This is a genomic window from Actinomyces israelii DSM 43320, assembly GCF_000711965.1.
In the GTDB taxonomy this organism is placed as follows: Bacteria; Actinomycetota; Actinomycetes; order Actinomycetales; family Actinomycetaceae; genus Actinomyces; species Actinomyces israelii.
The window spans coordinates 1-18,085 of sequence record NZ_JONS01000057.1 but is presented as its reverse complement, the minus strand read 5'-3'; the positions used below and the strand labels follow the sequence as shown (position 1 = coordinate 18,085).

The 18,085-nt window shown below is 70.8% G+C and carries 16 protein-coding genes and 2 pseudogenes; 11 read left to right on the top strand and 7 right to left on the bottom strand.

Annotated features, from left to right (window positions below):
• A pseudogene (locus tag O145_RS13755) lies at window positions 1-464 on the top strand (DUF1440 domain-containing protein); the annotation flags it as partial.
• Window positions 465-1,094: 630 nt separating this feature from the next.
• On the opposite strand, the gene O145_RS16695 reads toward O145_RS13755, so the two are convergent.
• From O145_RS16695 to O145_RS13735, 4 genes are all read right to left on the bottom strand, one after another.
• Entirely contained in the window at window positions 1,095-1,760 is a 666-nt protein-coding gene (locus O145_RS16695; protein WP_156966783.1) for a hypothetical protein, read from the bottom strand.
• Window positions 1,761-1,836: 76 nt separating this feature from the next.
• On the bottom strand, window positions 1,837-2,826 hold the full coding sequence (locus O145_RS13745; RefSeq protein WP_043563978.1) for a 1,4-dihydroxy-2-naphthoate polyprenyltransferase: 990 nt from the start codon (window positions 2,824-2,826) through the stop codon (window positions 1,837-1,839).
• 158 nt (window positions 2,827-2,984) lie between these two features.
• Window positions 2,985-3,818 carry a hypothetical protein gene (locus O145_RS13740; protein WP_229118586.1) on the bottom strand — a complete coding sequence of 278 codons (834 nt, stop codon included), beginning with the start codon at window positions 3,816-3,818 and terminating at the stop codon, window positions 2,985-2,987.
• Between the two features lie 374 nt (window positions 3,819-4,192).
• The gene (locus tag O145_RS13735) at window positions 4,193-5,623 is read right to left on the bottom strand and encodes an AMP-binding enzyme (RefSeq protein WP_052375193.1); all 1,431 of its coding nucleotides are present in this window, start codon (window positions 5,621-5,623) and stop codon (window positions 4,193-4,195) included.
• Between the two features lie 43 nt (window positions 5,624-5,666).
• Between O145_RS13735 and O145_RS13730 the strand changes: the two genes are divergently transcribed.
• On the top strand, window positions 5,667-6,062 hold the full coding sequence (locus O145_RS13730; protein ID WP_043563977.1) for a PLD nuclease N-terminal domain-containing protein: 396 nt from the start codon (window positions 5,667-5,669) through the stop codon (window positions 6,060-6,062).
• Window positions 6,063-6,099: 37 nt separating this feature from the next.
• On the opposite strand, the gene O145_RS13725 is transcribed toward O145_RS13730, so the two are convergent.
• The 3 genes from O145_RS13725 to O145_RS13715 all read right to left on the bottom strand — a co-directional run bounded on the left by O145_RS13725 (window position 6,100) and on the right by O145_RS13715 (window position 8,412).
• Complete coding sequence (locus O145_RS13725) at window positions 6,100-6,891, bottom strand: hypothetical protein (protein WP_043563976.1); 792 nt, start codon at window positions 6,889-6,891, stop codon at window positions 6,100-6,102.
• Window positions 6,888-7,607 (bottom strand): histidine phosphatase family protein, encoded by a 720-nt coding sequence (locus tag O145_RS13720; RefSeq protein WP_043563974.1) that lies wholly within the window; start codon window positions 7,605-7,607, stop codon window positions 6,888-6,890. The genes O145_RS13725 and O145_RS13720 overlap by 4 nt, the downstream gene beginning before the upstream one ends.
• 91 nt (window positions 7,608-7,698) lie before the next feature.
• Window positions 7,699-8,412, bottom strand: a complete 714-nt coding sequence (locus tag O145_RS13715; protein ID WP_043563972.1) for an ArsR/SmtB family transcription factor — start codon at window positions 8,410-8,412, stop codon at window positions 7,699-7,701.
• Between the two features lie 123 nt (window positions 8,413-8,535).
• Between O145_RS13715 and O145_RS13710 the strand changes: the two genes are divergently transcribed.
• From O145_RS13710 to O145_RS19380, 9 genes and pseudogenes are all read left to right on the top strand, one after another.
• The gene (locus tag O145_RS13710; protein WP_043563970.1) at window positions 8,536-9,642 is read left to right on the top strand and encodes an MFS transporter; all 1,107 of its coding nucleotides are present in this window, start codon (window positions 8,536-8,538) and stop codon (window positions 9,640-9,642) included.
• A gap of 98 nt (window positions 9,643-9,740) precedes the next feature.
• On the top strand, window positions 9,741-10,724 hold the full coding sequence (dapD, locus tag O145_RS13705; RefSeq protein ID WP_043563968.1) for a 2,3,4,5-tetrahydropyridine-2,6-dicarboxylate N-succinyltransferase: 984 nt from the start codon (window positions 9,741-9,743) through the stop codon (window positions 10,722-10,724).
• Between the two features lie 1,304 nt (window positions 10,725-12,028).
• Complete coding sequence (locus O145_RS13700; protein WP_156966782.1) at window positions 12,029-12,505, top strand: hypothetical protein; 477 nt, start codon at window positions 12,029-12,031, stop codon at window positions 12,503-12,505.
• Window positions 12,506-12,749: 244 nt separating this feature from the next.
• Window positions 12,750-13,514 carry a succinate dehydrogenase cytochrome b subunit gene (locus tag O145_RS13695; RefSeq protein ID WP_084682637.1) on the top strand — a complete coding sequence of 255 codons (765 nt, stop codon included), beginning with the start codon at window positions 12,750-12,752 and terminating at the stop codon, window positions 13,512-13,514.
• Complete coding sequence (locus O145_RS13690) at window positions 13,511-15,484, top strand: fumarate reductase/succinate dehydrogenase flavoprotein subunit (protein ID WP_043563964.1); 1,974 nt, start codon at window positions 13,511-13,513, stop codon at window positions 15,482-15,484. The genes O145_RS13695 and O145_RS13690 overlap by 4 nt, the downstream gene beginning before the upstream one ends.
• Window positions 15,481-16,236 carry a succinate dehydrogenase/fumarate reductase iron-sulfur subunit gene (locus O145_RS13685; RefSeq protein WP_043563962.1) on the top strand — a complete coding sequence of 252 codons (756 nt, stop codon included), beginning with the start codon at window positions 15,481-15,483 and terminating at the stop codon, window positions 16,234-16,236. The genes O145_RS13690 and O145_RS13685 overlap by 4 nt, the downstream gene beginning before the upstream one ends.
• Before the next feature lie 203 nt (window positions 16,237-16,439).
• Entirely contained in the window at window positions 16,440-17,027 is a 588-nt protein-coding gene (locus O145_RS13680) for a hypothetical protein (protein ID WP_156966781.1), read from the top strand.
• 99 nt (window positions 17,028-17,126) lie between these two features.
• Entirely contained in the window at window positions 17,127-17,573 is a 447-nt protein-coding gene (locus O145_RS13675; RefSeq protein ID WP_229118584.1) for a GNAT family N-acetyltransferase, read from the top strand.
• Window positions 17,574-17,654: 81 nt separating this feature from the next.
• Window positions 17,655-18,085, top strand: a pseudogene (locus O145_RS19380) (hypothetical protein); the annotation flags it as partial.

Below are 18,085 nucleotides of genomic sequence, written 5' to 3'. Positions count from 1 at the left end.
CCCCGGAGAACACCTTCGCGGCCTTCACCGCCTACATCACCAACCGCACCTTCGACTACGACTTCGAGCACCTCCCAGTCACACCGCCACACACCGATCTTGTTTAATTCCAGCCACAGCTGCCGATCATGTCCTTCATCGTGCACTTCAGCTTCGCCATCGCATTCGGCCTCATCTACTGCATCGCGGCCGAGTACTTCCCGCGGATCAAGATGTGGCAGGGCGCCGTCTTCGGAATCGTGGTGTACATCGGCGCGCACGTCGTCGTCATGCCGCTGCTGGGCTGGGCTCCGAGCCCCTTCCCGTGGGTGGCGGGGGCCCAGACCTGGTCGGAGCACTTCTCAGAGCTCTTCGGCCATATCGTGTGGCTGTGGTCGATTGAGATCGTGCGCCGCGACCTGCGCAACCGCATCACCCACGAGCCCGACGCCGAGGTCGCCCTGGACGCCGAGCCGGCGCGCTGAGGGCCCCGCGCCCCCAGGTCCGCAGATCGTCGAGCTGGGTATTGAGCGCCGCCGGGACGTGCCGGGGCGCTGCACCCCCTTCGTCGAGATCGGTAGTATTCCGACCCGAGATCGGTCCGAGGCCCCTGCCTGACGCCAGCAGGGGCGGGTGGTGTCTTCTGTCGGCTCTCCGGGGCCCGGAGTCTCTTGGAAGGTCGGTCTTGAGCGCACAGCGCCGCTCGGCCACGGAATCCACGGGATCCGTCCAGGCGTCTGGTCCTCAGGCATGCGGGTGAGCACCTGGCGGGTGTGCGGCCTCGTCCGCGGCGAAGCGGGGAACGCGGGTCGTTCCGGGGAAGAGCTGCACATGGGGCGGGGGGAGGGGATCTGCCAGTACGGGCGCCGGACCTCCGCATGATTCTGCGACTTCAGCACGTCCGTCAAGACGGGTTGACGTGCTCCCGCGTGCGCACAGACCCCTGCACGCGCACAGGAGCACATCAACCGACCGTAACGACCCGGGTGAAACCGCGGCGTTCTCAACGGAGACCCTCGCTCTTCCTGCCGAGTCGCTTGCCTCCCATGCGCCGCCCGCCCCGCCCATCGAGAAGGCCGCGACAAGGCCCAGGGCCATGTACACGACCGCAACCGTCACCCCGGCCCCGGACCCCTCCGGGCGCCACGAAAGGCCTCCAGCCGCGCGGCCGCCCGGCGTCGGGCCCGCTCCTCCCCGGACCTGGTCAGCGCCCGGTAGCGGCCGGACTCGACGGCGCAGCCGCGCTCCACGCTCCACGCCCACACGGCGTCGAGCTGAGCGTTCACGGCGGCGAGCATCTGCGGCACCTGCTCGCCCCTGCCGATGTGAATGACCCCGAAGAGCTGATGGGCCCTGGCGTCGTCGTCGACCTGGAAGGCGATGACGGCCTGCCGGCCGGAGAATCCGCGCACAACCGGGTACAGGTCCGAGCGCGAGGAGGGCCAGGGCAGTCGGCGCGTGGACAGGCCCATGCAGACCAGTCCTCGACGGGTGGCGATGGTGCGCACCGTCGAGTGGGAGCGCGCGACCACGAGCTGGAGGCACAGCAGCGGGAGGTCGACGGCTACGAACAGGAGCATCATGAGAACCGACCACCCCGGCGGGTCGGGGTTGATCACCATGCTGCCTGTCGAAAGGCAGCCCAGGATGCACAGCAACGAGGCGCAGTTCACGCCGAAGGACACGTACACGCGCCGCCCCGTGCGGGCCACATCCGGGGGCGGCTCCAGGAGCAACGCCTCCTGCATATCCGTCACCGCCCAGGGACCACTAGTACCCATTCTCTCCCCCCTTGCGTCCCGCCCAGCGTATGCGCCCGTCCTGCACGCGGGAATGGGGCGGCCTCCCCGTCGTCGCTCAGCCGGTGACGATGACGAGCGCCGCCGCGGTGGCGGCGCCGTAGACGAGCTCGTACAGCCCGGCGTCCCGCAGGGAGGGGATGAGATCGCGCCCGGTGGCGCCGCGCAGGACGGGCAGGGCGGCGCGGCCCGCGAGCAGTCCGAGGAGGAGCAGGTAGACCGCGTAGACGACGGCCACGGCACCGCCGAGCGTCACGGCACCGGGAGCACCAGAAGCGCTGTGAGTGCTGCGGGCCTGCCACAGGGCGACGACGCCGAGGAGGACCGGAACCGCGAGCATGGCGCAGAAGGCCGCCCGCGCCCCGCGCTCCCCCAGCCGCACGGCGAGCGTGCGCTTGCCGTGCAGGGGGTCGGTGCCGATGTCGCGCAGGTTGTTGACCATGAGCAGCGAGCAGGCGATGAGCCCGATCCCGCAGGCGGCGAGCCACGCCCAGCCCGGCACGCTCCCGCCCTGGACGTAGAGGGTGCCGGCGGTGGCCATGAGCCCGAAGAACACGAAGACGAAGACCTCGCCGAGCCCCGCGTAGCCGTAGGGGCGGGGGCCGCCGGTGTAGAACCAGGCGGCGGCGATCGCCGCGGCGCCGAGCAGCAGCATCCACCACTGACCGGACAGGGCCAGGAGCGCGGCCCCGAGCGCCCCGCCGACCCCGAAGCAGCCGAAGGCGGCCAGCTTGACGGCGCGGGGGGCGACGGCCCCGGAGGCGGTCAGGCGCGGCGGGCCGGTGCGCTCGTCGTCGGTGCCGCGCACGCCGTCGGAGTAGTCGTTGGCGAGGTTGCAGCCGACCTGGAGGGCGAGGGCGACTCCCGCGGCCAGCAGGGTGCGCGGCGCCGAGAAGGTCCCGAGCGCCGCCGCCGCCCCGCCCCCGAGAATGACCGGGGCGACGGCGGCGGGCAGGGTGCGCAGGCGCACGACCTCCGCCCAGCTGGTGGCGCGCGGACCCGTATCCGTCCGACTGCCCGGTTGCCGTGCGGTGCTGCTGGCGCTCATAATGTCCTCTCCCCGGTGCCTGCCGCGGAGCCTACCTGCTCACGGTGGCGCGACGACGAGGCCGGGCTTGCGAGAGCCGGCGCGATCCGGGACCGCGGAGGGACCCTGCGGGGGACGAGCCGGGCCGGGTCCCGGCGCGCGGACGCGCGCAGAAGGGCTCACACGAGCCCGTAGCGCTCCTCCTGCCCACGGCGCTGGAGCTGCATCAGCTTCTGGACGCCGCGGATCTCGGTGTACTGACCGGTCTCGCGAGCATACCCGCGGGCGAGGGCCCAGGCCCAGATGCGGTCGAGCTCTGCCATGCCCTTGGCCTCGATCGAGCTGGGCAGGGGACCCATCCAGGTCAGGCCGGTGAGCTGCACCGCCCTGCCCTCGGGGGTGACGAGCATGGCCTGCGCGTCGTTGGCGACGAGAGCCGCCTTGCCCCCGGCTATCTTGATCCGCACGAACAGGCCGGTGCGCGAGGCCGGCCAGGGGAAGTCCTTGGACCCGAGGGCCGATCCGGTGTGGATCCCGGTGGCGTCCAGGGTGGTGCGCACGGTCATCATGAGTGCGACGACAGCGAGCAGGAGCAGGCCGAGGAGGACCAGGAGGATGCCGGCGCCGAACTTCCCGTCGACAAAGTTGTAGATGGCGCCGGCGAGGACGACAAGACCGAAGCCTCCGGTGATGAGCATCACCGTGCGCGCCGACCTGGTGGCGGAGGCGCGGAAGGCCACGGACTCCTGCGTCACGGGGATGGGAACGCCCCGAGGAGGCAGGCTCCCAGGCGCCGAGTCGGGAGCCGCGGGGGCGCCGTAGGCCGCCGGCTGTCCGTAGCCGGCGGGAGCCGCCTGGCCGTAAGCCCCCTGCGGCAGGCCCTGACCAGCCGGGGCGGTCTGGCCGTATCCGGCCGGCGTCTGCCCGTACCCCGCCTGGGGCTGCCCGGGGGCGGGCAGGTACCCGTACTGGCCGGGTGACTGCGGCTGGTCGGAAAAGGTCGGCTGCGACATGGGTTGCTCCTGGACGACGATCGAGGTCGTCACCAGCCTAGGCGCGCAGCCGGGCCCGCTCCCAATGGGAACGGCGCCCCACCCGTGTCCCAGGGCGCGTCTTCTCAGGGACCGGTTCCAGGGCGCGCGGCCGAGTTGCACATGGGAGAACAGGACCCTCGCAGAGCGAGCCCGACTTTTCGTTGGGATTCTGCGATTTCTTTCCAATCGCCACAATCTGTTGCTGTGCTCCCACGGTCGCCGAGGGGGTCTGCGCACACGGGAGAGCCGCCTCGCTTCCCGCCACGTCGTCTTTTTCGCATGATTCCGCGGTTCTGCTCCACGCAGGCCGCAAACGAATGTGCAACATCCCCGACTCGGCGCCTGGAGGCTCCTCAGGAGCGGGCCGCGACGGCCTCAGAAGGCCCCGGAAGGCCTCGCATCGCCCGGCAGAGGGCGGCGACGGCGCGCCGGTCGGTCTTGCCCGGGCCGCGCAGGGGCATCTCGGGCACGACCAGGACGCGTTTGGGGGCGTGGGCGCCGTCAAGACGCTCCCTGGCCTGCCTGCGCAGCCCCTCGCCGTCGACAGCGGTGCCGGCCTCGGGCACGACGGCGGCCACGACGGCGCTTCCCCACGTGGCGTCCGGGATGCCGACGACGCAGGCCTGGGCGACGCCGGGCAGGCCGGCCAGCACCTGCTCGACCTCGCGGGGATCGACCTTGATGCCGCCGGTGACAATGATGTCGTCGAGCCGTCCGAGCACCGTCAGCCGGGTGGAGCCGTCGGGCAGGGCCTCCAGCCGCCCGCGGTCGGCGGTTGCGAGCTCGCGGGGGCCGGTGCGGAAGGCCACGGACCAGGTGGACTCCGCGGGCCGGGCGGACTCGGCAGGCCGGCCAGTCTGAGCCGTCCGGCTCGGCGCACCGGGCGGACCGACGTAGCCCTCCGCCAGGACGGGCCCGGCCAGCACGATCCTGCCGACGCCGGCCTCGTCGGGGTCCTCGATGCGCACGCTCACGCCATCAAGCGGCAGGCCGTCGTAGACGCACCCTCCCCCGGTCTCGCTCATGCCGTAGGTCGTCACCACCCGGATCCCGGCGGCGCGCGAGCGCGCCAGCAGCGCGGGGTCGGTGGCGGCCCCGCCGACGAGCACGGCGCTCGCGCGCGCGAGGACGGCGGCCGCGCCGGGGTCCGCCAGCACCCGCAGGAGCTGGGTGGGCACGAGCGAGACGTACACCGGTCCCCCGCGCCCCAGCGCCCGCTCGGCCCCGGCCGCGAGCGCACCGGCGTCGAAGCCCCCGGCGGTATCGACGACGACGGGCCGGGTCCCGGCCACGACGGAGCGCACCAGCACCTGCAGGCCGGCGACGTGGTGGGCGGGCAGGGCCAGCACCCAGGTCCCGGGGCCGCCGAGCCGGGCGTGCGTGGCGCGCGCCGAGGCGACCAGGGCGGCGGCGCCCATGGCGACGAGGCGGGCCGTGCCCGTGGTGGAGCCGGAGGTGCGCAGGATGATGTCGGCGCGCTCCGGAACGCCGGCGATCCTGCCTGCCAGGTCGGCGCGCACGACGGCGGCGTCCTCGCGGGGGCCGATCGGCACGATCAGTGGCCGGGGCCCGCCGGCCGCACCCGCCGGCCCTCGGCCGCCGCGGGCCGCCGTCGGGCCTGGGCCAGCTGGGCGCCCGTGAAGGACATCGGCGAGCGCGCCGTGCAGGTGGGCGATTCGGCGGGCGCCGGTCCCGCCCACGACGAGGCGGAGGGGACGCGGGGCGGGAGGGGGCGGAGGGGTGACGGGCGCGCTCACGGCGCCAGGGTCGCACACCGCACGCATGCGGCCGTGCGGGATCGGGGCCGGTAACCGCTAGGGTGGCGCCATGCGCGCCGTTCTCATCGTCCTCGTCCTCGCCCTGACGATCTACTCCCTGCTCGACTGCGCCCGCACGCCGGAGGAGTCGATGCCGGCCCGCATGCCCAAGCTGTTGTGGATCATCATTATCGTCATGGCCACGCTCGTCGGGCCGATCGCGTGGATCATTGTCAGCCGCGTCAAGGCCGCCGAGGACCGCGGCGGGGGGGTCGAGCCGACGATGTGGTCCTCCAAGGAGGGCACGAGCTTCCGTCGGGCGGAGCGCCCGCGCCCCGTCGCCCCCGACGACGACCCGGAGTTCCTGCGGGGCCTGGAGCAGGACATCCGCCGCAAGCGCCACCACCGCGACGAGGACGGCAGCGGGGACTCCCCCGATGACGCCGGCTCCGGGGAGGCCGGCTGACCGGGCGTCGGAACGACCGGGGCCGCAGCCGTCGGCCTCAGCCCGAGGCGCGCGGGGTGAAACGCGGCCAGGAGGAGGTGTCGACGTCGTAGCCGTGGGCGGCGGCGTGGACGAACCAGTCGCCGGGCAGCCACGTGCGCCCCACGACCTGCGGGTGCTCGGGCATGTACCGGGCAGACCACAGGATCAGGACGAGCTCGGCCCACTGCCCGCGCAGCTTCCAGCGCGCCGAGCCGCTGGCGTTGGCGGCCGCCATGACGATCTCGCCGGTGCCGGTGAGCTGAGCCTCCTGGACGTCGCGGAGGGCGATCGGCATGATGCCCTCCCCCGTGCCCAGGTAGATCCCGTGGGTGGACACAGTCAGGCGGGCGTCGGCCAGGTGGCGCCAGCGCTCGACGGCGTCGGCCTCGGCGGCCCTCTTGCGCCGCGAGTTCAGGTAGGCCTGGCCGCCGAAGAAGGCGGCGGTCAGGGCCAGCCCGACGGGCCCGCCGGCCAGGAAGAAGCCGCGCGACGGGTTGTAGGTGGCATCCCCGCGGCGCCACATGAGCAGCTCGGCGTCGCAGGTGGCGAGCATGACCTCGTCGGAGGCGAAGGCGCGGCGCACGGGGTCGATGACGGGCGAGACGGGGTTGGGGCGGCGCCCGGCGCGCAGGGCGGTCAGGACGGCGGCGGTGTTCCACCACACGAAGTCCTGACCCGTCCACGGTCGCTGCGGGGCGGGGCGGGCCGGGGCGCGTCCGCCCGGGCGGACCAGGCCGGTGCTCCGGGCGGGGACGAGCCCGCCCGGGGCGGCACCGTCGGGGCCCTCCGGCCGCGGCTGGAGGGTCACGGCATCGTCCCGTCCGGGGCGTCCAGGGCGGCGGACTCGGGTAAGCGCCCCACGGCCGCGGCGGCCGCGGAGGTTCCCGGGACCATGTCCTCGGCGCGGCGCAGGAGGTCGCCGGCGGGCTCCCAGTAGGACAGGCCGACCAGCGTGCGCGAGTCGAAGGTCAGGGAGGTCAGCGAGGCCAGGGAGCACTGGCGGCGGCGGGGGTCGTGGACCAGGAGGCGGCCCTCGAGCCACAGGCGGGTCGCCCAGATGGGCAGCTGGTGGGAGACGAGCAGCGCCTCGTGGCCCTCGGCCCGGCCGATGGCGGCGCGCACGGCGGCACTCATGCGGGCGACGAGATCGGTGTAGGGCTCGCCCCAGCTCGGGCGCAGGGGGTTGAGGTAGTAGCGCCAGTGCTCGGGGTGGGCCAGGACCCACCGGTTGCGGTTGACGGGCACGCCCTCGAAGTGGTTGCCGGCCTCGATGAGGCGCGCGTCCGTGGTCGGGGCGAGGTTGAAGGCGGCGGCGGTCGGGGCGCCGGTCTCGCGCGCCCGCTCCAGGGGGGAGGTGATGACCGCGGCGATGTCGTGGCCGGAGGCGGACAGCACGTCGGCTACCTGCAGCGCCATCTGCCGGCCCAGCTCGGAGAGGTGGTAGCCGGGAAGGCGCCCGTACAGGATGCCCTCGGGGTTGTGGACCTCGCCGTGCCTCATGAGGTGGATCGTCGTGCGCGCCATGTGCGTGATTCTCGCACGCCCGCGGTGCGGTCGGCGGCGCGGTGCGGCCGCGGGGCTGTGGAGCGCGGGCGGCGGCGCGGTACCGGGCCGGTCAGGGCGCGGGCTCGCTGACGACGACGGCCAGACCGGCGTCGTCGAGGACCGCTCTGCCGGCCGGGGTGAGGCGCACGGCATGGGCGGCGCCGAGGCGCTCGACCCACCTGCGGGAGAGGAGGGTCTGGCAGATCGCCGTGCCCAGGGGTCCGGCGAGGTGGAAGCGGCGCTCGGTGGAGTCCATGCAGGGCGCCGCGAGCCGTTCGTCCCTGCTCGCTCCCAGCGGAGTGCCCCAGGCGGTCAGGAGCTCTTCCCTGCTTCGCGTCAGCTGCCAGCCGGGGTTGATGAGGGCGCAGTCCGTGAGCCGGGCGGTGAGTTCGACGCCGAGGCGGCCGGCCAGGTGCCTGTAGCAGGTGCGTCCTTGCCGCAGGCGCTTACTGGCCGTCCACGCGCCAAGGCTCGGCGGGGTGGGCAGTGTGCTCCTGGCGGCCGCGCCGAGGCTCTCGATCGCTCGGGCGGTGTCCTCGTTGGCGAGGCTGATGTAGCGGTGGCGTCCTTGACGCGTATCGACGGCGATGCCGCAACCGACCAGGATGCTGACGTGCTCGCTGGCGGTCGATCGTGCCAGCTCGGCGTACGCGGCGAGCTCTCCGACGGTCCACGCGCGACCGTCCATGAGCGCGGCGCACATGGCCGCCCGCGAGCGGTCGGCGAGGGCGGTCGCCACGGTGGAGATATCCGGGAGCGCCTCCGGAAACACGCGAGCCGACATGTTTTGATCCTAGAGCTCCGATTGTTCGGTCGTCGCCGAACAAGAGCGGCACTATCTTGACTTCCGCCGGGGGCTCGCAACAGGAGCCGGGGCCGGCACTGCGCGAAGGATAGATAGAGAGAAATGGCTGCGCTGGGTCAGCGCGGGGCGCTGGTTGCGACCCGGGCGGCCCAGGGGGCGGGCGCGTCCGCCATCGTCCCCGGCTCGCTGGCGCTGCTCGCCGTGATCTACACGGAGCCGGACGAGCGATCCCGCGCGATCGGCCTGTGGGGAGGGGCGGGAGGGATCGCCGCCGCGGCCGGTCCGGTACTCGGAGGAGTGCTGGTGTCCTGGATCGGCTGGCGGGCCGTCTTCTGGGTCAACATCCCCATTATTGCAATCGCCTGCCGGCTCGCCCTCCGCTCGCTGCCGGCACCGGCCGCCCGGCACGGGCGCGCAATCGACCCGCTGGGGCAGATCCTGTCCGTCCTGGGCCTGGCCGCGCTCACCTACGGGATGATCGCCAGCGGCGAGAGCGGCCTGGGAGGCGCGTCGGCCGCGGTGATCTGCTGCGGCGCGGCCGTGCTCGCGGAATTTGTCGTCGTCGAGCATCACGTTGACGACCCGATGCTCCCCAAGCCGCTGTTCAGGAGAGCACGATTCACGGTCTCGGCGCTCGCCGGCCTGGCGCTGAATATCAGCTTCTTCGGTCAGCTCTTCGTCCTGTCCCTGTTCTTCCAGAGGTTCTTCCAGAGCTATCTGGGGTACGCCCCCTGGCTCGCCGGCCTCGCGCTCGCCCCGCAGGCCTGCAGCGCGGTCATCGCCTCTCCGCTCGGTGGGCGCAGCACGGCGCGCATCGGAGCACCCGCCACGATGCTCATAGGCCTTCTCACAGGCACAGCAGGACTCGGGAACTTTATCAGGGTCACGGAGGGCACGCCGTATCCGCTGACTGCGCTCCTGACCTTCGCCGGCGGCTTCGGCATGGCCTTCGCCATGCCTGCGGCGACGTCCGCAGCGGTGGCCTCGGCGCCGCCCGCGTACACCGGGCTGGCAGGCGGAGTCATCAACGCGGCCAGGCAGACCGGAAGCGTCGTCGGCGTGGCCGCTCTGGGCGCAATGATCACCACCAGCACGTTCCTCGTCGGCTTCCACCTCGCCGTCGGCACCGCAGCGGCGGTATTCCTCGTTGCCGCGCTCCCCGTCGTCGGCGTGCTCATCACCGACCACGCTCGCAGGGCGGCGGAGTGAGCCCGGGCGCGTCGAGGCGGAAGCCGCTCCGTGCCGGGCCCGCCCGGATGCCGGTCGGCACCGGCGCGCCGAGGCCGCGTCCCGTATGGTTGGGCGTCATGACGACCCGCAGAGCATGGGGTCTCGGTCTGGCGACCGTGACCGATGACGGCAACACCCTCGACGTCTGGTACCCGAGGCCGATCCTGGGGGATGAGCCCGCCGACGGCGACGCCGACCTGCTCACCACCCTGTCCGCCATGGAGAGCAAGGACGCCGCGCGCGGGGTCCACACCACCGTGGTGCGCACCTGGGCCGACCTGGACGACGCCCCGAAGACCGTGGCGGGCGCCTACCTGCGCCTCCACGTCCTGTCCCACCGCCTGGTCCTGCCCAACACGGTCAACCTGGACGGGGTCTTCTCCCGCCTGCCTAATGTCGTGTGGACCTCCGCCGGCCCCTGCGCCGCCGAGGGCTTTGAGGCCACGCGCACCCGCCTGCGCGCCAAGCTCGGCCACGCGGTCCAGGTCAACGCGGTCGACAAGTTCCCGCGTATGACCGACTACGTGCTGCCCTCGGGCGTGCGCATCGGCAACGCGGCCAACGTCCGTCTGGGCGCCTACCTGTCCGAGGGGACGACCGTCATGCACTCCGGCTTCGTCAACTACAACGCCGGGACGCTGGGGCGCTCCATGGTCGAGGGCCGGGTCTCCCAGGGCGTCGTGATCGGGGACGGCTCCGACGTCGGCGGGGGCGCCTCGACCATGGGGATGCTCTCGGGCGGGGGCCACCAGCGCGTGGCGGTGGGCGAGCGCTGCCTGCTGGGCGCGAACTCGGGCCTGGGCATTCCGCTGGGCGACGACTGCGTCGTCGAGGCGGGCCTGTACCTGACCGCCGGTACCAAGCTCTCAGTGCTGCCCTCCGGCGGTGTGGTGCCGGGGCCCCACGGCCTGTTCAAGGAGCCACGCGTGGTCCCGGCCCGGGAGCTCGCGGGCGCCTCAAACGTGCTCTTCCGCCGCAACTCGCAGTCCGGCGCCGTGGAGGCGCTGCCGCGCGGGGGCAAGGGCATCGAGCTCAACGCCGTCCTGCACGCCCGTCAGTAGGTCGCGCGCCCCGCCCGTCCCTCCTCTTTCGCTGAGATCGGTCGTATTCCGCGCCGAGATCGGTTCATTTCCGCCTCGAGATCGGTCGGTCGGACCGATCTCGGCGAGTCGTGGGGCCCTCGGCCCCAGGGCGCCGACGGCGGTGGGCTCGGCTGGGCCCGATACCCGGAGACGCCGCGTTCAGTCGCCCTGCGAACTGAGAACACGACCGGCAAAGGATGCTCTGGGCTACCGTGAGGACGACGGTCCGTGGTGGCAGCTCGGGGGCCGGAATACTATGCCCTATTATGAGCACCCCCCCTCCTATCGGCGGTAACCCTCAGTCAACCCCCGTAACCGCATCCGCCGACAGCGGACCCATTACCGACACCGGCAGCCTCCCCCCGGTCCCACCTCCCCCGCCCCAACCGACACCCCCACCACCGTCGGGCCCCGCCGCAGCCGCACCGAGCGGGGTCCCCTCCGGGCCCGCTCCCGTCTACGGTTCGCCGGCCCAGAGCGGAGTTCCTGCTGGCCCTGCGCCCATCGCTGCCGCATCCGCACCGCCCCTTCCGACGACAACCTCCACGGAGACCGCCCCGTGGTCACGCGGCCAGCAGCGAGCAGTCCTCATCCTCGCCATGCTCGCAATTGTTCTTTTACTAACATGCCAGCTCCCCTTCTCCTTGGACAATGTGGGCACAATAGTCGCGACCCTGCTCTTTTCCACACCGCTAACACTTCTCATTATTGGCATTGTACAAGTCTGCAGGCGAGTCATGCCAAGCTCGTTAGTAGCGGCCAGCGCCATTATGCCCACCGTAATCCTCAATGATTTGCATCAAATTCACCATCGCGCGCCGGACTTCCGCCGCATCGCCATAATCCTTACCCCGGGAACGCGCATCATCGTATTATCATTTATATTTATCTGCTTGTGGGGACGCCTACCCCACCGCACACACGCGCCCCACTCCGCGGTCGCCGTAAGCTCACTGGGGGTCGCCTCGATATGGCAAGCCATTATCGCACTGCTCAGCGCATGGAACAAAAACAACATGCATGCCGTCGACGCCAGCACCGGGTTTATTCAAATACAACCCATGGTGCATGCATTTCCCAGTCTACTAACGCACCTACACGAGGACAAGTCTTCCCTCGCACTTGCCATGGGTGCAGCATCGTGGATTTCAGCCGCCCTGGGGGTTTCCTGCGGTGTCGCACTACTCGCATTTCTATTACATCACAAGAATATAATCGTTACTCAATGCCTATCCATCACCCTATGCACATGCGCGCTCGTAGATGCCATAATTAACGGATTCATGGCCATCTACCATCCACTCGTCCAGACAAATCTCTTAACGACGATCATCCTCCTTCTTCTCATGACCATTGCGCCACTCGCTCTTGCGGTGCCGGTGTTCTCCAGGTCGTTCAGGCAGTGGTGCGACGGAACGTGGACCCCGCCGCCGGCGCGCGCCGCGGGGGCGGTCGCGGGCAGGCCCACGATCCTGGCGCGCACCTTCCAGCCGGTCGGCCCGGACGGCAGACCCCTGGACCAGACCGCCGTCGCCGCCCTGCTGCCCACCACCAGGCTCACGTTCTGGATCAGCTTCTTCTTCGGACTGTTCGGCCTCATCCCCATGCTCACCGCCAACAGCACCGCCAAGAACCTCGGCGTCGTCACCAACGCCTACAACCACGCCATGATCAAAGGCCTCCTCATCGGCATCGCCACATGGACCGCCGTCACCATCGCCTTCTACGCCCTCATCTTCGCCATCCTGGCAGGACTCTAACCACACGCAACCAACGCCGACGCGGAACTGAACCGATCTCGAACCGGAATACGATCGATCTCGACGAAAGGGGCGGGACGGACGGGGCGGCGGGCCCGGGGCAGCGGGCAGAGGCACAGCACGGCGAGCGAGACGGCCCGGCTCGCAGTATGGGACAGGCCGTCATTTCCTCCCGCATTGCTGTGACCTTCGTTACCATAAGTACTGTAGTTCTGCAGCAACGGAGGACGGAGGGGGGAGCCGAATGCCCGCGGTCACTGACGTCCCGAAGTCGGCGCGCGCTCCCGGCGACGCCCCGCCGGCCCGTCCCGGTCGGAGCCGCGGCCCGTCCTTCACGACGCTCAAGACGACCATGGCCCTCACCGGCACGATCATGGCCGCCTTCGTCACCGTCCACATGGTCGGCAACCTCAAGGCCTTCATGGGCGCGGAGGCCTACAACTCCTACGCCGCCTGGCTGCGCGAGGTCGCCTACCCGCTCCTCCCCCATGAGGGCCTGCTGTGGATCCTGCGGGTCGTCCTGCTGGCCTGCATCGGCCTGCACATGGCCGCCGGGGTCGAGCTGTGGCGCCGCGGCCGGGCCTCGCGCGGCCGCTTCCGACGCCGCGGGCTGCCGGCGCGGGCCACCGCTGCCCGCTCCATGCTCATCACCGGCTGCCTCATCGCCGTCTTCGTCGTCGTCCACATCCTCGACCTGACCATTGGGCGCCTGGTCGCCTCGCCGTCCTACACCGCCCCCTCTCACGGCGACGGCGCCCTGCACGTGAGCGCCTACCAGAATCTCGTGGCGAGTCTGTCCCGCCCCGGCATGGCGATCTTCTACAGCGCCATCATGCTCGCAATCGCCCTGCACCTGGCCCAAGGCCTGTGGAACGTCGTCGTCGACCTGGGCGGCACCGGCGAGAGGCTGCGCCGCATCTGGCTGGCGGTCGCGCTCGCCGTCGCAGTGGCCGTCGCGCTCGGCAACGGCGCCCTGCCCCTGCTCATCCTGGCCGGGGTGATCTCATGAGCCCCGCGAGCGCACGCCGCACGCCCGGCCCGGTCGACGCCCTCTACGACATCGGCCCCGACCTCGACCCCCACCTGCCCGGCTGCCCGCCGGAGCAGGCCTGGCAGAGGCGCCGCGACGACTACCGCCTGGTCAACCCCGCCAACCGCCGCAAGCTGACCGTCATCGTCGTGGGCACCGGCCTGGCGGGCTCGGGGACCGCCGCGAGCCTGGGCCGCCTGGGCTACCGGGTGGAGTGCTTCAGCCTGCACGACGCCCCGCGCCGCGCCCACTCGGTGGCCGCGCAGGGCGGCATCAACGCCGCCCGGGCCCGCAAGGTTGACGGCGACTCCCTGGCCCGGTTCGTCAAGGACACGGTCAAGGGCGGCGACTACCGGGGCCGCGAGGCCGACGTCGTGCGCCTGGGCACCGAGTCGGGGCGGGTCATCGACCACATGGAGGCTATCGGGGCGCCCTTCGCCCGCGAGTACGGTGGCCAGCTCGCCACCCGGTCCTTCGGCGGGGTGCAGGTCTCGCGCACCTACTACACGCGCGGCCAGACCGGCCAGCAGCTCGAGATCGCCTGCGCCCAGGCCCTCCAGGAGCAGATCGCTGCCGGCAGCGTGCGCATGCACGCCCGCACCGAGATGCTCGACCTCATCGTCGCCGACGGCCGCGCCCAGGGCATTGTCACCCGTGACCTGCTCACCGGCGAGGTCGCCGCCCGCACCGCCCACGCCGTCGTGCTGGCCACCGGCGGCTACGGCAGCGTGTACCACTACTCGACCCTGGCCATGGCCTCCAACGCCACCGCCACCTGGCGCGCCCACCGGCGCGGGGCGGCCTTCGCGTCGGCCTGCATGGTCCAGTTCCACCCCACGGCCCTGCCGGTGTCCAGCCGCTGGCAGTCCAAGACGACGCTCATGAGCGAGTCACTGCGCAACGACGGTCGCATCTGGGTGCCCAAGCAGCCCGGGGACGAACGCCCTCCGAACGACATCCCCGAGGACGAGCGCGACTACTACCTGGAGCGCAAGTACCCGGCCTTCGGCAACCTCACCCCGCGCGACGTGGCCTCGCGCAACGCCCGCGAGCAGATCGAGTCCGGCCGCGGGGTGGGCCCGCTGCGCAACTCCGTCTACCTGGACTTCCGCGACGCCCTGGAGCGGCTGGGGCGGGAGACCATCGCCTCGCGCTACGGCAACCTGTTCGAGATGTACCTGGACGCCACCGGCGAGGACCCCTACGAGGTGCCCATGCGCATCGCCCCGGGCGCCCACTTCACTATGGGCGGCCTGTGGGTGGACTTCGACCAGATGTCCACCATCCCGGGGCTGTTCGTGGGCGGGGAGGCGTCGAACAACTACCACGGCGCCAACCGCCTGGGGGCGAACTCGCTGCTGAGCGCATCCGTGGACGGCTGGTTCGTGCTGCCGCTGAGCGTGCCGAACTACCTGGCCGGGCTCGTCGGCGCCAGCCCGCTGCCGGGCGACGCCCCCGAGGCGCGTGAGGCCGTGGCCGCCGTCCGCTCCCGCATCGGGGCGCTGATGGCCGTGGGCGGGGCCCACCGCCCCGTGTGGTTCCACCGCCGGCTCGGCGAGATCCTCTACGCCGGCTGCGGGGTCAGCCGCAGCGAGGCCGGGCTGCGCCGGGCCCTGGAGGAGGTGGGCGCGCTGCGCGAGGAGTTCTGGGCCGACGTGAAGGTGGTCGGCGGCGGGCAGCGCATCAACCAGGAGCTGGAGAGGGCGCTGCGGGTGGCCGACTTCCTGGAGCTGGCGGAGGTCATGGTCCTGGACGCCCTGGACCGCCGCGAGTCCGCCGGCGCCCACTTCCGCGAGGAGTACGCCACCGAGTCCGGCGAGGCCAGGCGCGACGACGACGCCTGGTGCTCGGTGTCGGCCTGGCAGACGGCGCCCGACGGCGCCCACACCCGCCGGTCCGAACCGCTGAGCTTCTCGCTGGTGCCGATGCAGGTGAGGGACTACCGATGAGAGTCGAGCTGGAGATCTGGCGGCAGGACGGCCCGTGGGCGGCCGGGGCCTTCGAGGAGTACGTCGTCGAGGACGCCGCCCCGGAGATGAGTCTGCTGGAGCTGCTCGACCGCCTCAACGACCAGATCATTGAGGACGGCGGGGAGCCGGTGGTCTTCGAGTCGGACTGCCGGGAGGGGGTGTGCGGGGCCTGCGGCTTCCTGGTCAACGGCTCTCCGCACGGGCCGGTGGACAACACGCCGGCCTGCCGCCAGCACCTGCGGGCCTTCCCCGGCGTGACGCGCCTGCGCATCGAGCCGTGGCGGGCGGCGGCCTTCCCGGTGATCCGCGACCTGGTGGTGGACCGCACGGCCCTGGACGAGCTCATCCGCGCCGGCGGAACCGTGGATGTGGCCGCGGGGACGGCGCCGGACGCCGACGACGTCGCCCAACCGCACCAGCAGGCCGAGCGGGCGCTGGACTTCGCCGCCTGCATCGGCTGCGGGGCCTGCGTGGCGGCGTGCCCGAACGGTGCGGCCATGCTCTTCGCGGGCGCGAAGCTGGCGCACCTGTCGCTCATGCCGCAGGGCCGCCACGAGCGGGCGCGGCGGGCGCGCAGGATGGCCCGCGTCCTGGACGAGGCCTTCGGGCCGTGCTCGGTCTACGGCGAGTGCGTGCCCGCCTGCCCCGCGGGCATCCCGCTGGAGGCGATCGCGCGCGTCAACCGGGAGGTGCTGCGCACCGGGCTGATCGGCCGCGGCCGGGACGACTGAGGGCGGGGCGAGCCCGGGCTGCTCGACCGAGGACGCCCAGGTCTTGTGACAAAAGTTGTGAGGGCCTGATCCGCGATCGCGGCGTCCGATCTGCGAGTGCGCGCGACCGCCCTCCCTCGAACGGCCCAGCGCTTACTGCGCTCCTCCTCCCCTTACTATGGCTGGAGTTAAACAGGATCGGTGTGTGGTGGCATGATTGGGAGGTGCTCGATCACATCCTGTACGACCAAGATGTCCTCGACGAACTCGAGACCGATTTCCTAGAACTCAGTTCTGAGGGGTTCGGGGAGACGCGGTCAGTGAGTAGTCGCGTGATCACGTTCCAATCCCTGGGGACGGACCGGAAAACCGTCGAACACGACGGGTGGCGCTTGGAGCTCACGTGTCGCCCAGAAATGTTGTACGACCGCCTGTGCGAGCATCTGCGGCACTGGGGCCAAGCACATGACGCCGGAACACTGCGCGTGCTTAAACATGTGCGTGCCGAGTCCTCAGACTCGGCTCGGGGTGGCGACCACCATCTTGTCGAGCACTGGGCCTTCGATGTCGCATGCCGTCGGCTGTATCGGTCGAGCCTTTCTTCTTTTTCGGGGGCCGACAAGATTCCAATCGTCCATCTCTCGGCGGTAGAGGCTAACCCCTGGACGCCCGCGGTCCGGCTTCTGCCCGCTGAGATGACGCCCGCGCCACCTCCGTCTGCGGACGGCTTGTGTTCAGCCGACATCGAAATCCTTCTGCAACGAGACTTCATAGTGGTCCACGTGGTCTCCTGTGACCATCTAGCGCCATGAAATCCCCATTTCCCTTCGTCCACGCTGGAGAGAAAGATGAACCATCACTCACATCTTGCGCCACCCAATCAAACCAATAACGAGTTCGTGTACTTGCCCATGGACGAGTCGACCGCCAGAGAGATCGCGGACGAGTGGAAGTATCCGCCGCCCTATGATTTCTACGACATGACGGCCGACCCGGACGACTACCAAGAATTTATCACCCCTGCGCTGTGGCCCGAGTTCTTTCTCCAGGTGCGGCGGCAAGGGCAGTTGATCGGATTTCTTTCCGGTGGCGTCGCAGGGGAGGGTGATTTTGTGGAGATCGGGCTGGGGCTGCGTCCCGACCTTACTGGCCGCGGTCTGGGGCGCGACTTCATGAGGCGCAACCTGGATTGGATCCAACAGGAGTACCCGGGTATGGAGATCCGCCTCTCGGTCGCGTCGTTCAACCAGCGAGGAATCAAGGTGTATGAAGGCAGCGGGCTCTACGTCGTGCGTCACTTCACGCAAGCGACCAATGGCGGCGAATACGACTTCGTCGAGATGAAGCACGTTGCCTGAACCAGCGTCTGACGCCACCCGTTTCGAAATCAAGACCAGTGAGAGAAGTGCATGACCACCGCAGTCAGAATTCCGAGAATCATGTTTTGGCGAGCAGCGTCGACCTCCGGCCTCGGAGAGCCGACGCAGGGGGTGGCCGACGTCGCCCTGCCCGTTATCGCGGTGGGCGCCCTCGGTGCAACTGGATGGCAGGCGAGCGCCGTGACCGCTGCCGAATCAGTTGGGCTCGTCCTCTTCGGCCTCTTGGCGGGCGTGTTTGCCGATCGACATAATCGCGTCTCCATCATTACGACCGCCAATCTGCTGCGTGCGGTGGCGTTCTTCGCGCTGCCCATCGGCAGGCTTTTCCACATCGTGAGTATTCCCACGCTCGTCCTCCTCGGGGTCATCGCCGGCGCCTGTGGCGTATTTGCCGACATGGCCCGCGTCCTGGACGAGGCCTTCGGGCCGTGCTCGGTCTACGGCGAGTGCGTGCCCGCCTGCCCCGCGGGCATCCCGCTGGAGGCGATCGC

Coding starts and splice junctions, on each gene's coding strand:
- O145_RS16695 (WP_156966783.1), bottom strand. CDS start 1,760: ATGGGTACTAGTGGTCCCTGGGCGGTGACGGATATGCAGGAGGCGTTG.
- O145_RS13745 (WP_043563978.1), bottom strand. CDS start 2,826: ATGAGCGCCAGCAGCACCGCACGGCAACCGGGCAGTCGGACGGATACG.
- O145_RS13740 (WP_229118586.1), bottom strand. CDS start 3,818: ATGTCGCAGCCGACCTTTTCCGACCAGCCGCAGTCACCCGGCCAGTAC.
- O145_RS13735 (WP_052375193.1), bottom strand. CDS start 5,623: ATGCGTGCGGTGTGCGACCCTGGCGCCGTGAGCGCGCCCGTCACCCCT.
- O145_RS13730 (WP_043563977.1), top strand. CDS start 5,667: ATGCGCGCCGTTCTCATCGTCCTCGTCCTCGCCCTGACGATCTACTCC.
- O145_RS13720 (WP_043563974.1), bottom strand. CDS start 7,607: ATGGCGCGCACGACGATCCACCTCATGAGGCACGGCGAGGTCCACAAC.
- O145_RS13715 (WP_043563972.1), bottom strand. CDS start 8,412: ATGTCGGCTCGCGTGTTTCCGGAGGCGCTCCCGGATATCTCCACCGTG.
- O145_RS13710 (WP_043563970.1), top strand. CDS start 8,536: ATGGCTGCGCTGGGTCAGCGCGGGGCGCTGGTTGCGACCCGGGCGGCC.
- dapD (WP_043563968.1), top strand. CDS start 9,741: ATGACGACCCGCAGAGCATGGGGTCTCGGTCTGGCGACCGTGACCGAT.
- O145_RS13700 (WP_156966782.1), top strand. CDS start 12,029: ATGGCCATCTACCATCCACTCGTCCAGACAAATCTCTTAACGACGATC.
- O145_RS13695 (WP_084682637.1), top strand. CDS start 12,750: ATGCCCGCGGTCACTGACGTCCCGAAGTCGGCGCGCGCTCCCGGCGAC.
- O145_RS13690 (WP_043563964.1), top strand. CDS start 13,511: ATGAGCCCCGCGAGCGCACGCCGCACGCCCGGCCCGGTCGACGCCCTC.
- O145_RS13685 (WP_043563962.1), top strand. CDS start 15,481: ATGAGAGTCGAGCTGGAGATCTGGCGGCAGGACGGCCCGTGGGCGGCC.
- O145_RS13675 (WP_229118584.1), top strand. CDS start 17,127: ATGGACGAGTCGACCGCCAGAGAGATCGCGGACGAGTGGAAGTATCCG.